Here is a 14,886-nt window from a genome sequence, read left to right as displayed (position 1 = left end):
TCACCCCTTGTCTCTCCAAACCCTCGGCGCCGCGGCGTCGCTCCTCGCGTGCTCGCTCCTCGTCCCGCGGTTGGCGGTCGCCGCCCAGCCCACGGGATACCTCGACAACGCGGGATGCGATTCCATCGCGGGCTGGGCCCAGGATCCCGACGTCCCGAACCAGCCCATCGACGTCCACGTCTATTACGGCGTCCCCGCGGGCACGCCTGGCGCGCCTGCCATTGCCGTCCGCGCGAACGTCCACCGCGACGATCTCTGCGCTGCGATCGGCTCGTGCGAGCACGGCTTCTTCGCCCCCTCCCCGCTCGCGCTGCACGACGGCAATGCTCGCGACGTCTACGCCTATGGCATCGACACCGGCGGCGAGGGCAATCCGGTGCTCGGCAACAGCCCCCGCACGCTCCAGTGCCCGCCCGCCGCGCAATCCGGCGTGCGCCGCAAGGTCGTCGGCGCCCCCACGTACGACGCCTGGCGATTCTCTTCGTTCTGGGACCTCTTGCCCCTGCCCGCCGCGGACGCCGACCTCCTTCCGGAGGGCCCGGATATCCCTGACAAACCCGAGCTCATCCAGGCCGACGACGGCACTGGACAAACCTGGCTCGTCGACGGCGGCGTGCGCCGGCTCGTCTCGCCGGGCGTCGCGGCGACCTGGCGCTTCGACCTCGGCAAGGCTTCCGTGCGCCCCGCGGCCGAGGTGGTTGCCCTCGTCGAGGGAACGCCGCTGCGCCCGCGGCCCGTGCTTTTTCTTCGTGGCGCGCTTTATCTCGTGGACGACCCGCAACCCGTCGTCCCCGGCGGCGCGAGCTCCTCGTCGTCGGGCGCCGGCGGCGCGGGCGGCGGCTGGGGCGAGGGCGGCGAAGGCGGCGCGGGCGGCGAATCGACACCGGACAAACCTTCCAGCGGCGCATGCACGATGGGCGCGCCCGGCGGCGCCGATGCCTCCGGGTTTTTCCTGCCCGTCCTCGGCGCCCTCGCATTCGCCGCGCGGCGCAGACGGCGAACGTAACGCCTACTCTCCGGCCATCGGCGGCAACGGCCGCGGACCCGGCGGATCGAGCGACGGCTCCTCGCTCGGCTCCCCCACGAAACGAGGCGCGCCGCGATCGTCGATCGCAACCCGCAAGAATCGATGTCCGGTGATCCCCTTCCGGGTCACGTCGAGCTCCACGAGCGTCCCCGTACGGCTCCCCGGCCGCGTCATCCCCGAAAACACGAAATTCCCGATCCCGTGCGCGATGAGCCGCCCGCGATATCGCTCCGCCGGCTGCACCACGTGCGCGTGCGCTGCGATGACCGCGTCCGCGCCGGCGTCGATGAGCGCGCGGCTCGCCTCGCGCTGATACTTCGAGGGCGTGAGCGCGTATTCGATCCCCCAGTGCACGAATACAATCACCACGTCGGCGCGCTCCCGCGCCCGCTCCACGTCCTGCCGCGACCGGGGCGCACCTCGATCCACGTGACCGATCAGCGCGATTCGCACCCCGGCGACCTCACGCACCACGAATGCTTCGCGCGCGGGGCTCGCCTGCGTCGTCCCGAAATGGCCCAAACCCGCGGAATCGAGGCGCTCGAGCATCTCGAAATACCCCGCCTCCGACATGTCGAGCGTGTGGTTGTTCGCCACCGACACCATATCGAAGCCCGCATCCAGAAGCAGACGCGGCGCCGAAAGCGGCGCCACCAGCGGCTCGGGGATCGCGGCCTCCCCCTGCGACGTGACCACGCATTCGAGGTTCCCCACGAGAAGATCGTACGACCGCAGCCGCTCGGCCACGTGCGCGAAAGGAAACCCCGACTCCTCACCTTTCTTGATCACCGCCGCGACCCCACCCGCCATCGACACGTCGCCCACGAAAGCGACGGTCGCGCGCGGCATGTCCGCTGCGGGCGGCGTTTCGAGGGAAACGGGCGGCGGCGCGGGCCGCGGCATCGCGCTCGCGAGGGGAACGGGACGACCCGGCGCCCCCGACGCGCCGCTCGAAAACCACGCCGCCGCGAGCACGAGCCCGAGGAGCGTCAGAGCCGAGGCGCGGCGCGCTTGCATTCAGGGGAAAGCCTACACCATCCCCCCGGTCGCGCGAAACATTCTGGAGCGCTCACACCGCGAGGACGTCCCGCAGATCGAGCCCCGGGATCACCTCCGCGTGCTCGTGCACGAGCCGCCGAACGCCCTCGGCCAGCACCTCCTCGATCTTGCTGCGCACGAGCCCCGGGACGATCGAGGCCTCGGACGCCGGATCCTTGGCCGCGAGCGCGATCCCCGCGTCGAGCGCCACCTCGTACCCGGCGAAACGCACGACCCCCGCGACCACGCGCACCAGCGATTCGAGCCCCGCGACTTCCTCGAGCGTCCCGCGCAACCTGAGCCGCGACAGCGTCACGGCCCCGCCGCGATCGATACGAATGCACCCGAGCTCCACGAGGGGGCTCCCGCCTTGAACGACCGAGAGCGCCTCGCTCGTGATCGTGATCGATTGCAGGTTCGCGGCGCGGACGCGCTCCGCGTTCGAGCTCCCGGCGGCGATCCGCGCGAGGTTTCCGCTCCCCTTGATTTCCACGTGGATCGCCCCGCCGGCCGCGACCGAGAGCCCCGTCCCGTTCTGTTCGTGCACGAACGGCTCGCGCAGCGCGAGCGTCGCCTCGGCCGCGGGATCGCCGAGATCCGCGACCGATACGTCCGACGCGCCGCTCGAAGGCGTTTTGCGGAAATTGTCGGCGATCGCTTCGAGCGTCGCGAGCGCGGCCTCGTCCCGCATCGGATCGTAACCTGGACTCGCCATCTTCGTGCCGGAGAGGCCCGCGGCGATGATCTCCACGATCTGCTTTTTGGCCTCGCCCGTGAAATCCAGGAGCCCCTCGCCGGGGCCATCGATCGGCGAGACCCACGCCTCGATGCGCGCGTCCGTAAACCGCACGTCCGCGCCCCCGAACAGCATGTTCTTCGCGGGCCACAATGCGTCGACCACGACCGGCGGATCACAGCGCAAGGTCAGCCGATCCTGCGCGATCTTGAGCCGCACGCGGCTCGCGAGCTCGGTCCGGAGCTCGCGGATCCACGTCCGGCTGAGGTTCTTGCCGCGGGGCAGCGTGAAGGACAAACCAATGTCACGCAGCTCCACCACCGGGGGAAGCTGCCCGAGCAGTGCACTCGTCGGGTCCGACATGTCGCCCCTCCCCATGCCCACGTACGATGTCGCGAGACCGATGAACTTTTTACCGCGACCGGGCACCGATGGCAAGCACCGTCTCGGGCAACAATTCTTCACGTTCCGGGAGTTGACTTTGTGACCGCCGGTCACTAACACGGACAGCCATGAATCTTCGCAACTTCTTATTGAGGACCGCCATCTCGTCCCTCACCCTCGCCGTGCCGGCCCTCGTGGGCTGTGGCGGCTCGGAGCCCGCGGAGCCCGCGGAGCCCGGGCAGGAAGAGCTGCTCGCGCCCCCGGAAGCGGGCAAGGGCGTCCAGTTCAAGATGGTGACGAAGCTCGACCCCGGCACCGAGGGCGAGCATTGCATGTTCGTGAAGGCGCCCGCCGAGGGGCTCTACGTGAACCGTGACGAGGTGCGTTTCACGAAGGGCAGCCACCACTTCCTGCTCTACCAGACGACCTACGAAGACATTCCGACCAAGAAAGACGACGGCACGGTCGTCGACACGAGCGGCGTGTTCGACTGCTCCGACGGCGCCACGAATGGCTGGGCCGTGGAGAAGCTCATCGGGGGCTCGCAGAACGGCGAGGGCGAGGCCTTCTTGAAGTTCCCCGAGGGGGTGGCCATGAAGGTGCGCCCCGGCGCGGTGCTCCTCATGAACGCGCATTACATCAACGCCACGATGAACGTCATCGAGCCCGAGGTCCGGATCAACCTCTACTCGGTCCCCGAGGCGGAGGTGACGACGGAGGGCGACGTCCTCTTCCTCTACAACCCCTTCATCCACGTCGCTCCCATGGGCGAGGGTCGCGCGCGCATGCGCTGTCCGGTGCACAAGGACATCACGATCGTGAACATCCAGTCCCACATGCACGCGCGTGGCGTCGACTATTCCGCGTCGCTCGTGGGGCAGGCGGAGCCCTTCTACACGAACACCGAGTGGGAAAAGGTCCCGGTCAAGGATTTCGGCGCGGGGCTCGAGGTCAAGGCCGGCTCGTGGTTCGATTATCATTGCGACTACTCGAACGGCGAGATGCGCGACGTCTACCAGGGGCCGCGCTCGACCGACGAGATGTGCATGCTCATCGGCTCGTATTACCCGGCCGAAGCGGCGACCGCGAACTGCCTCGCCGAGCCCTCCGTCCCCGGCCAGCCGAACTACCTCGGCGCCGAGTGGGTGGGCAATGGCAAGGCGACGTGCGCCGAGTCGTTCTCGTGCGTGCAGCAGGCCATCGGCTCGGGCACGGGCGGCATCGAGGCCTGGATGCCGTGCGTGACGAACTCCGACGAAGCGGTCGCGAAAGAGCTCTCGGACGCCTTGCGTTGCTTCATCAGGCTCGGCCCGGGCCAGAATCCGGCGGAGGTCTGCAAGACCGAGTTCGAAACCTGCCTCGCGAAGTGACCCTCCCCTGCCGGATCACGCTCCCCCGGGCGTGATCCGGCTCCCTTCCCCTCAATCGAGCGACAAGAGCCCGCGCCGCACCGCGAGCAGAATCGCGCCCACGTGCACGCCGTGGATGATCTGCCCCCGCTCGATCGCGGGCACGATCTCCTTCGGCTCCATCAGCGCCACGTGAATGTTCTCCGAGGGATCCATCCGTTGCTCGGAGACCTGTCGCGCGCCCGCGGCGAAAAAGAAATGGGCGCGGTTCGTGTGCCGGCTCGGCTCCGTGTTCGTCGAAAGGAGCGGCAGCCACGTCTCGGCGACGAACCCCGTCTCCTCCTCGAGCTCGCGCCGCGCAGCCTGCTCGGCCGTCTCGCCTGCGTCGATCACGCCTGCGGGTAGCTCCCGGCTCACGCGCGCGGCGCCGTGCCGGTACTGATCGACGAACACCACCTGCCCTTCCTCCGTCACCGCGAGCACCGAGGCCCAGTCGGGCGACTCGATCACGTGAAACTCGTCGATCTCGCCGCCGTGCGGCAGGGCGATGCGTTGCTCGTGCACGGTGAGCCATCGACGCGCGACGATCGGACGGCTCTGCATCACGGACCAGGGCTTCATGCGCCCTTCCCTAGCCTCCCTCCGCGGCCCCTGCAAGCTCGCCCTCGCCCACGGCGGCTTCACCCGAGGACGAGCACGCTACATGCACGATTGCATTGCGAGTACGACGCCGCCCGTTCACGCAATGCCTCCGCTCTCCCCACGGGTTTGTCAAGACAGGCACCACGCACCGCCAAGCATCGCGGTGCACCGGACAACGATCTTGCTTCATTCTACGTGTTTTCACGGATCTACGCGATTGCGACGAACCATGGGGTACCCAATGGAATCTCGTTGGCGTCAGCACGCTGACCGATGGAATCGTGCGCTTGGATTGACGCACGAGCGCGCGTCCTGCTTCCTTGCGTCTTCCACATTCAATGCCCCGATGGCTCGACCCCGGGTGCGGGGGCCATGGAGGAATTACGATGAGCGCTGGTACGAAGAAGCTCGGCCTCGTGGGCCGATCCGTGGTTGCTTTCGTCCTCGTCTCCGGCGCGCTCGGCGCCGGGTGCGCGGGAGCGCCGGGCGGCGACGAAGCCGTGGCCGATACGTATGAGAGCTTCGAGGCTTTCGAGGCCGTTACGTATCGTGAGCCCGACACGGGCATCTACATCGTCGATGGCGACACGCCGGTCGACGACATCAAGAAGCTGGAGGAGTTTTACGAGACGTACGTCCAGAAGGGCGCGCTCATCGTCCACCGCGCGGGCGGCCAGGACGCGAAGTGGAACGACACCCAGAAGCTCGACCTCACCTACTGCGTGAGCACGACCTTCGGCAATCGGTACGACGCCGCGGTCCAGGCCATCAAGGACGCGACGACCGCCTGGGAGGCCGTGGCAAACGTGAAATACAAGCACGTGGCCGCCCAGGATGGGAGCTGCAACGCGCAGAACAGTAACGTCCTCTTCGACGTGCGTCCCACGAATTCGAACGGCCAGTACCTCGCGCGCGCGTTCTTCCCCGGCGACAGCCGCAGCAGCCGCAACGTCCTCATCGACAGCGGCGCGTTCGGCAACAACGGGCCGACGACGCTCACCGGGATCCTGCGGCACGAGCTCGGCCACACCCTCGGCTTCCGCCACGAGCACACCCGCCCCGAGGCCGGCACGTGCTTCGAGGACAACGAGTGGCGTGCGCTCACCCCCTACGACGCCAAGTCCGTCATGCATTACCCGCAATGCAATGGAAAGGGCGACCAGACGCTGTCGCTCACCGACATGGACAAGCAGGGCGTGGTTGCCCTGTATGGCGCGCCCGGCGGCGCGCCGGCCCCGGAGCCCGGCGATCCCAGCGACCCCGGCAATCCCCCGGCTCCGGGCGGCGGCACGCCGTCCACGAAGAGCTTCAACGGCACCGTGAACAAGGCGCAGGTCGTGCAGCTCGCCCCGGTCTCCGTGGTCGAAGGGACGACGTTCGACGTCACGATGACCGGCAAGGGCGACCCCGATCTTTACGTGCATTTCGGCGCGCAGCCCGCGCCCGGCCAATGGACTTGCCGCCCGTACAAGACCGGCCCGAACGAGTCCTGCAGCCTGACCGTTCCGCCCGGCGAAACCGAGGCGTTCATCGCGGTGCGTGGATACAACTGGGGCCAGTATCAGATCTCCGTGACCTACACGGCTCCCTGATCGACGAGCCTTTGCGGCTCCGCGCGGCGCCCCTCCCGCCGCGCGGAGCTGCCGCTTTTCCTGGCGCCTCTTCCGCGCCGGTCTCGCCTCGCGGAATTATGGACGAAGCGGTTGAACGGAAACCAACGTTTCCGTACCATCCCGCCCGCACGTCCCATCTCTCCCCGTTCGAGGCGAATTCATGAAACGCTCGGGATCATTCTGGACCCTTGCCGGGGTCCTTTTCCTCGTCACGTTCTCCGCCGGCTGCGGCGACGACAGCCCGCCGACCCCGCCCACCGTGGACGCCGGCACCGACGCAGGCGGCGAATGCCCGCCCGCGCAGCACCCCGATGGACTCGGCGGCTGCACCTCCGATCCATGCACGCCGAACCCGTGCACCGATCCTCTTCGCACGCAGTGCAAAGACGAGGGCGGCGTGGCCACGTGCCAGTGTGACCCGGGCCATCACGACGAAAGTGGCGCGTGTGTCCCGGATACGACCTGCACGCCCACCACCTGCGGCGGACACGGATCCTGCGACACGACGAGCGGCACGCCGGTCTGCACCTGCGATCCCGGCTTCGCGGGAGATCATTGCGAGGACTGCGACACGCAAGGCGGATACATCCCCGACGGCCAGGGCGGCTGCACGGATACCCCTTGCGAGCCAAACCCCTGCTCCTCGGACAAACCCGCGTGTTCCGTGGAAGGCGGCATGATCGTGTGCGGCTGCGGCGCCGGGACCCACGAGGAAAATGGGTTCTGCGTGCCCGACGCGACGTGCATGCCCACGACCTGCGGCGGACACGGCACCTGCATCGACACGGGGAGCGGCAACCTGAGCTGCACCTGTGATCCGGGCTGGGCTCCGCCGAACTGCGGGACGTGCGACGACGCGATGGGGTACCACCCCGACGGCGCGGGCGGCTGCACGCAGGATCCTTGCTTGCCGAACCCCTGCAAAGACCCGCACCAGACCGTCTGCAGCGCGCCGAACGGAATGCCGGTGTGCGGCTGCGACCCCGGATATCACGACGAGGGCGGCACCTGCGTCGTCGACGAGGTCTGTGCGCCCGCGAGCTGCAGCGGGCACGGCACCTGCTCGGATGCGGACGGCATCGTCGTTTGCACGTGTGATGCGGGCTATGTCGGCGACGCGTGCGCGGACTGCGACACGAATGCCGGATATCACCCCGACGGCATGGGCGGCTGCACGCAAGACCCCTGCTTGCCGAACCCGTGCGTCGAGCCTCACGAGACCGTGTGCACGCCGAACGGCTCGCTCGCGGTATGCTCCTGCGATCCCGGCTATCACGACGACGGCCAGGGCGGCTGCACCGACGATCCTTGCAAGCCGAACCCGTGCCTCGCGCTGAACCAGGCGTGCAAGAACAACGGCGGCGTCGCCGAATGCTACACGCCCCCCTGCGACGACGGAAACCCCTGCACCACCGACACCGTCGTCAATGGCGCGTGCACCCACACGACGCTGCCGAACGGCGCGGCTTGCTCCACCACGCTCTGCTTGACGGGACAAACCTGCCAGGCCGGCACCTGCACGGGCGGCACGACCGTGACGTGCAACGACGCGAACCCCTGCACCGTGGACACCTGCAACGCGCTCACGGGCTGTGCGAACACGGTCGACAACACGATCATCCCCGACGACGGCATTGTCTGCACCACCGACGTCTGCCAGAACGGCGCGCCCAAGCACACGGCGACGAACGCCCTCTGCAACGACAACCTCTATTGCACGGGCACCGAGAGCTGCGCGCCCTCGAACCCGAGCGCGGACGCGAACGGCTGCATCCATACGAACGTCCCCGTCGCGCCGCCCGCGCCCGGCCCCTGCGCCTCCTACGGCGCGTGCAATGAGGCCACGCAGAGCTTCCCGCTGATCCCGAAACCTGCGGGGAGCTCCTGCAACGACGGCATCGCCTGCACACAAGGTGACACCTGCGACGCCGCCGGCCTCTGCAAGGGCGCGACGACCGCGAGCTGCGCGGGGAACCTCGATTGCGCGACGACCACGCCGATGCCCGGCGGCATCGACGTCCCGGTCGGCACCGTCTCCGGCACGATCACGCTCGCGGGCCAGCCGCTCCCCGCGACGAGCTACTACGCCGGCGCCACGTTCTATCTCAAGGCCCGGGATACGGGCGCGCAGCATTCCGTGGCGTATTTCAACTACAGCGGCAGCGGCTACATGCTCAATGGTCCCACCTGGACCGCCAGCTTCCTGCCCGGCGTCTACGACCTCTGGTACCGGAAGAACTGGGACAGCCAGTACGATACGGTCTCGGCGACCAGCGACGGCGATCCCAACCCGAACGGCATGCGAATCCTCCAGACGAACCTCGTCCTCGGCGCAGGCGCGAACACGCTGAACATCGACGTCCCGAGGTCCACGGTCTCGGGCAACATCACGCTCGGCGGACAGCCGCTCCCGTCGACGAGTTATTACGCCGGCGCCACGTTCTACCTCAAAGCGAAGGACACCGGCGCGCTCCATTCCGTCGCCTACTTCAACTACAGCGGCAGCGGCTACATGCTGAACGGCCCTACCTGGACCGCGAGCCTGCTGCCCGGCGATTACGAGCTCTGGTACCGCAAGAACTGGGACAGCCAGTACGACACGGTCACCGCCACCTCCATCGGCGATCCCAATCCGAACGGCATGCGGATCCTGAACAAGAACGTCACCATGGCCCCCGGGGCAAACACGCTGAACATCGATGTCCCGACGGCCACGGTCTCGGGCAACATCACGCTCGGCGGACAGCCGCTCCCCGCGACGAGCTATTACGCCGGCGCCACGTTCTACCTCAAAGCGAAGGACACCGGCGCGCTCCATTCCGTCGCCTACTTCAACTACAGCGGCAGCGGCTACATGCTGAACGGCCCTACCTGGACCGCGAGCCTCCTGCCCGGTGAATACGAGCTCTGGTACCGGAAAAACTACGACAGCCAGTACAACACCGTCACCGCCACCAGCGTCGGTGATCCCAACCCGAACGGCATGCGCATCCTGAGCAAGAGCGTGACGATTGCTCCCGGCGCGAACACGCTGAACATCGATGTCCCGACGGCCACGGTCTCGGGTAACATCACGCTCGGCGGACAGCCGCTCCCCGCGACGAGCTACTACGCCGGCGCCACGTTCTACCTCAAAGCGAAGGACACCGGCGCCCTGCATTCCGTCGCCTACTTCAACTACAGCGGCAGCGGCTACATGCTCAATGGCCCCACCTGGACCGCGAGCCTCCTGCCCGGTGACTACGAGCTCTGGTACCGGAAAAACTACGACAGCCAGTACAACACCGTCACCGCTACCAGCATCGGTGATCCCAATCCGAACGGCATGCGTCGTTTGAACTCCAATGTCACGATCACGCCCGGGGCGAACACGCTGAACATCAACGTCCCGACGGCCACGGTCTCGGGCACGATCACCCTCGAGGGACAACCGCTCCCCGCGACGAGTTACTACGCCGGCGCAACGTTCTATCTCAAATCGAAAGACACGGGCGCCCTGCATTCCGTCGCGTACTTCAACTACAGCGGCAGCGGCTACGTGCTCAATGGTCCCACCTGGACCGCGAGCCTCCTGCCTGGCGATTACGAGCTCTGGTACCGGAAAAACTACGACAGCCAGTACAACACCGTCACCGCCACCAGCGTCGGTGATCCCAACCCGAACGGCATGCGGATCCTCGATCTCGACGTCACGATCACGCCCGGAAGCAACACGCTCGACATCGACGTGCCCATGACCACCGTCTCGGCCCCGATCACGCTCGCCGGCCAGCCGATCCCGCCGACGAGTTATTACGCCGGCGCCACGTTCTACTTCCGCGCCATCGATACGGGCGCCCTGCATTCCGTGGCGTACTTCAACTACAGCGGCAGCGGCTACATGCTCAATGGTCCCACCTGGACCGCGAGCCTCCTGCCCGGCGTCTACGATCTCCTTTATCGAAAGAACTGGGACATCACCTACGACACGGTCACCGCGACGAGCGTCGGTGATCCCAACCCGAACGGCTTCCGCAGGCTCGGCGCCTGCATCGCCGTGCCCTGAACCTCTCGCCGACGCCCGCCCGCTCCCGCGGTTGACCGCGCCTCGGGGCTAGGATATCCCCGCGCGATGCGAACGCGCTCGGGCCTCGTCCTCGCCCCCTTCTTCTTCCTCCTCGTCGCCTGTGGCGGCGGGGCCGCCCAAGATCCGAAGACGTCCGCCGACGCGAACAGCGGCGAAGACAAGGCCCGGCCGGCCGAGTGCGAGGCCGTCGGCAAGCACCTCGTCGCCCTCAAAGATCGGCCGAAAGGCCAGGGCCCTGCCGATGAAATGCGCTCGCTCACGGGCGCCTTCCTCCGCCTCGCCGACGATCTCAAAAAACAGCCCATCGAGACGCCCGACTTCAAGGAGGCCGTCGCCGAGCTCGCCGACGAGGCCGAGAGCTTTGGCAACCAGCTCAAGTCGATGGGCCCGATCGTCGACGAGATGGAGCAGATCAAGGGGCAGCTCAGCGCCTGGGAAAAGAAGGTCACGTCCACGGCGAACGCGTTCGACGCGACGTGTAACAACGGGCCACAAGCCGAGTGCGAGGCCCTCGGCGTCGAGCTCCAGAAGGTCCCCAACATCGAGGGCGAGAAGTTCGCCGAGCACGCCGCCGCGATCGAGAAGTTCATCGCGGCGATGGAGAAGCTCCAGGTCAAGGACGCGAAGGTGAAGTCGAGCCTCACGTCCATGCTCGGCGCGCTCAAGTCGGGCGTTCCGCTCATGCGTCGGTTCGCGGTGCTGCTCGCCGAGTCGAAGAAGGTCGACCCCGCGGGCGAGGAGTTCAAGGCGAAGGTGAACCGCGTCGCGGAGATGTGCGGCGTGAAGCCGGAGGAGTGAGCCTCCCAGAGCTCGCCATCGCCTCTCGATGTCCGCGCCTGCCCAAGCCCTCGGCGCGCCCGCGAAACCCTCCGGGCTCCGCGCCTTTTTCGCCCTCGATCTCCTCGACAACCGTTATCCCGCGCTCCACGGCCTGCGGGTCCTCGCGATCGTCAGCGTCGTCCAGTACCACGTCACGTGGATCTTCTGGGGCGAGCAGGGCATCCCGCTCGATCGCGGCTTCGTCGACCGATCCCTCTCGATCTTCTTCGGGATGGATCTCTTTTTCCTCCTGAGCGGCTTCCTCATCGGCTCGATCCTGCTCCGCTCCCTGCAGAAGAGCGGCACCCAGGACCTGCGCCGCTTCTACCTGCGCCGCGTCCTCCGCACGTTCCCCTCGTACTACGTGGTGCTCACGATCCTCGCGCTCGCGCTCCCGCTCACGGCGACGCAACGCGCGCACCTGCCCTACGAGTACACATACCTCACGAACTTCGTCTCCCTGCACCGGCCCGACATCATCATGTTCTGGGGCTGGTCGCTCTCTCTCGAGGAGCAGTTTTACCTGACGGTCCCGCTCCTCTTTTTCGTGCTCCACCGCCTTCGCAGCGAGCGAGCGCGCTTCGCCCTGCTCGGCGCGCTCTTCTTCGCGGCGCTCGTCGTGCGGCTCGTCATCTACTTCCGCTACCGCCCGTGGAACGATTTCATCCTCTACGGCGCGCTCTACTTCCGCACGCACACGCGCTTCGACACGCTCATCGCGGGGATCCTCCTCGCCTTCGTGCACCAGCGCCACGGCGAGGCTGTCGGCCGCTTTCTTTCGCGGCCGTTCCACCGCGCGCTCCTCGCGATCCCGGCGCTCACGTGCCTCTGGCTCCTCTTGAACCCTGCGATGTTCGGCGAGGAGCACGTCCAGCTCGTGCACGTCTTCTGCTGGGGCACCGTGACGAGCCTCATGTACCTCTGCGCCTTGCCACTCCTGCTCCACGGCGACGGCTTCATCCATCGCGGCCTCTCGGCGCCCTTCTTCCGCCGCGCCGCGACGCTCGGGTACGGCGTCTACCTCGTGCACATCCCGATCATCGACCACGTCGTCCTGCCCGCCGCGAAGTTCCTCCACGGAAAGCGCGTCTCGCTCCTCCTCGTCTGGCCCGCGTCCCTCGCGGCCACGATGCTCATCTCGTTCGTGATCGGCTACGCGATGCACGTGCTCATCGAAAAGCCGTCGCTCTGGCTGCGCGAGCGATTCGCGGCCTAGAACATCGATCGGTTTGACAACCGCTCGATGTTCTAGGCTTCTTTCGTCCCGAGGGGGACGCCTCGCGTCCCCCTCTCGTCCGGGCAAAGCCCGGACGATTCACCCCCCGAGGCGAGCTCGCTTCGCGATCTCGCAGAGCGCCGAACTGTTCGGCGCTCTAGGGATCGAAGGGTTTTCCGAACCCGCGCGGCGGCAGCTCCGCGAAGGAAAAACCCCCCCGGCCCTCGGTGATCCACGTGAGCGAGGACGAATCGAGATCACGATCGAGCTCGAAGCGCGCCGATCGCGGGCCACGCGGGCCGACGTCGAGCACCGTCACGCGGACGCCCGGCACCGTGAAGACCTCGCCCGGCGCGATCAGGGCATCGTAGCTGCGGAAGAGCGCGCCTGGGCCCATCGGAAAGAGGCTGTGCTCCGGGGGCACGCGGACGTCGAGCGTGCGCGCGTCGCGCCGGAGCACGAGCGCGTGACCCGTCTGCGCGAGGATCCGCCAGCGCGCGGGCAAACGGCCGCGATCGTCGAGCGCGAACGGCAAGAAAAACGCGCTCGCCATGCAGCGGATCACGACCACCTCGGCGTTCTCCGGCGCCTCGATCTGCCCGCGCAGCTCGGCCGAGTGCTTCGTGAAATCGTCGGCGGATCTCTGCTGCCTCCGCGCCATGAGCCACGCGGTCCCGGGGCCGTGCACGAGGTGCGCGAAGCCGAGCGCCACCGCGGCGAGCGCCGTGAGCTGCACGGCCACGTTCCTCGGACGGCGCGCGTCCTCGTCGCTCGCCGCGGAGAACCACGCGTATTCGAGGAGCATGCCGACCGCGGGCGTGATGCCGAGCAAGCTCGCGCCGAGCACACGCGGCGAGGGCACCACGGGCAGCACCGGCACGAGCGCGAGCACGGATCCGAGGAGGAGCCACGCGATCTTCGGGCGGCGCGCCTCGTCCTGCGCCGCGTACGCGCGCCGCAGCGGCACGTAGAGCAGCGCCGCGGTGCCGACCGCGAGGAGCACGGGCAGGACGATCGAGGTGTTGTTCGGCAGCAGCGTCTCGTCGTCGAGCGCGAGCCATCCATCCGCGAGGAGCGTGAAGAACCTGCGCGGCACGGCGCGCAAAAACGAGCCCGTCTCGCGGAACGGATCCGTGTAGAAGCCCGAGCCGAACGAGCCATATCCGCCCCGGTGCCGCGCGTAGAGGTACGCGGCCGTGGGCAAAACGAACGTCGAGACGAACCCGATGCGCCGGAGCAGGCTCTCGCGTTTGCCCACGATCTCCAGGGCGAGCACGTAGCCGCCGAAGCACACGGCGTACTCGCCGGAAAGCAGCGAAAGCGTGAAGAGCACCGTCGCGAGCGCCGCGTCTCCGAGCCTTCGTTCCTCGCGGAAACGCGCATGCGCGGCGAGGCCTGCGATACCGAACGTGAGCGAGAGCAGCGCCTCGCGGTTGGCGAGCCAGGCGAGGGGAATCGCGTGGGCGGGCGCGAGCGCGAACGCGACCGTCGCGATCGCCGCGGCCCGCGCCGAGAGCGCGCGCCGGAAGAGAGAGCGCGCGCCGAGCACCATCGCCGCCCACCAGGCGAACGAGTGCAGGTGCATGAGGAGCGGCACGCCGCGGAACGCTTGGTGCTCAAAATAACGGAGCGCGCTCGCGAGTGGCCGGAAGAAGCGGATCTGGAGATCGGGGTGTGCCCACCAGGGGAGCATGCCGCGCTCGACGAGGGCCCCGCGATCGGTGTCGTTGATGAAGTCGTAGAGGTCGAACGGACCCCGCTTTCCGGGGAACGTGCCCTCGATCATCGAGGCCTGGAGGTAATCGTCGAGCAGGAAGGGCGTTCGGATCGCCGGCAGGTAGACGATGACGCCGAGCAGCAAAATGAGCGCGAGGCCGATCCAGGGGCGGCGACCTTCTGATAGCGCTGCAATTGTCGCGCGGAGTTGCGGCGCGCGGGAGGAGCGAGGGGCCGCGTCGTTCGTCATTGTCGACAAGGAGGTGGTTGTGGAGAGCGC

General features: G+C 67.7%; 10 protein-coding genes. 6 read left to right on the top strand and 4 right to left on the bottom strand.

Annotated elements, in window-relative coordinates:
- The first annotated feature begins 7 nt into the window (after positions 1 to 7).
- A complete protein-coding gene (locus KEG38_RS13510; RefSeq protein WP_272419835.1) occupies positions 8 to 1,006 on the top strand; it encodes a hypothetical protein in 999 nt (332 codons plus the stop codon).
- A gap of 3 nt (positions 1,007 to 1,009) precedes the next feature.
- On the opposite strand, the gene KEG38_RS13505 is transcribed toward KEG38_RS13510, so the two are convergent.
- Positions 1,010 to 2,044, bottom strand: coding sequence for a CapA family protein (locus tag KEG38_RS13505; protein WP_272419834.1), 1,035 nt, complete (start codon positions 2,042 to 2,044; stop codon positions 1,010 to 1,012).
- Between the two features lie 52 nt (positions 2,045 to 2,096).
- Positions 2,097 to 3,164, bottom strand: coding sequence for a hypothetical protein (locus tag KEG38_RS13500; protein WP_272419833.1), 1,068 nt, complete (start codon positions 3,162 to 3,164; stop codon positions 2,097 to 2,099).
- A gap of 149 nt (positions 3,165 to 3,313) precedes the next feature.
- Between KEG38_RS13500 and KEG38_RS13495 the strand changes: the two genes are divergently transcribed.
- Positions 3,314 to 4,555 carry a hypothetical protein gene (locus KEG38_RS13495; protein ID WP_272419832.1) on the top strand — a complete coding sequence of 414 codons (1,242 nt, stop codon included), beginning with the start codon at positions 3,314 to 3,316 and terminating at the stop codon, positions 4,553 to 4,555.
- A 51-nt stretch (positions 4,556 to 4,606) separates the two neighbouring features.
- On the opposite strand, the gene KEG38_RS13490 is transcribed toward KEG38_RS13495, so the two are convergent.
- Positions 4,607 to 5,155, bottom strand: a complete 549-nt coding sequence (locus tag KEG38_RS13490) for an NUDIX hydrolase (RefSeq protein WP_272419831.1) — start codon at positions 5,153 to 5,155, stop codon at positions 4,607 to 4,609.
- Positions 5,156 to 5,562: 407 nt separating this feature from the next.
- Here KEG38_RS13490 and KEG38_RS13485 point away from each other — a divergent pair, with 407 nt between their 5' ends.
- From KEG38_RS13485 to KEG38_RS13470, 4 genes are all read left to right on the top strand, one after another.
- Positions 5,563 to 6,768 (top strand): matrixin family metalloprotease, encoded by a 1,206-nt coding sequence (locus KEG38_RS13485; RefSeq protein WP_272419830.1) that lies wholly within the window; start codon positions 5,563 to 5,565, stop codon positions 6,766 to 6,768.
- A gap of 181 nt (positions 6,769 to 6,949) precedes the next feature.
- Positions 6,950 to 10,834, top strand: a complete 3,885-nt coding sequence (locus KEG38_RS13480; protein ID WP_272419829.1) for a hypothetical protein — start codon at positions 6,950 to 6,952, stop codon at positions 10,832 to 10,834.
- Between the two features lie 66 nt (positions 10,835 to 10,900).
- Positions 10,901 to 11,653: a hypothetical protein gene (locus KEG38_RS13475; protein WP_272419828.1), complete on the top strand. Its 753-nt coding sequence runs from the start codon at positions 10,901 to 10,903 to the stop codon at positions 11,651 to 11,653.
- A gap of 28 nt (positions 11,654 to 11,681) precedes the next feature.
- Positions 11,682 to 12,890: an acyltransferase family protein gene (locus KEG38_RS13470; protein WP_272419827.1), complete on the top strand. Its 1,209-nt coding sequence runs from the start codon at positions 11,682 to 11,684 to the stop codon at positions 12,888 to 12,890.
- A gap of 157 nt (positions 12,891 to 13,047) precedes the next feature.
- On the opposite strand, the gene KEG38_RS13465 is transcribed toward KEG38_RS13470, so the two are convergent.
- Positions 13,048 to 14,856, bottom strand: coding sequence for a hypothetical protein (locus tag KEG38_RS13465; RefSeq protein WP_272419826.1), 1,809 nt, complete (start codon positions 14,854 to 14,856; stop codon positions 13,048 to 13,050).
- Positions 14,857 to 14,886 lie beyond the last annotated feature (30 nt).

Source organism: Polyangium jinanense (genome assembly GCF_028435265.1).
GTDB lineage: Bacteria > Myxococcota_A > Polyangia > Polyangiales > Polyangiaceae > Polyangium > Polyangium jinanense.
Note: the sequence above shows the minus strand (reverse complement) of the source record. Positions and strands in the feature narration are given on the sequence as shown.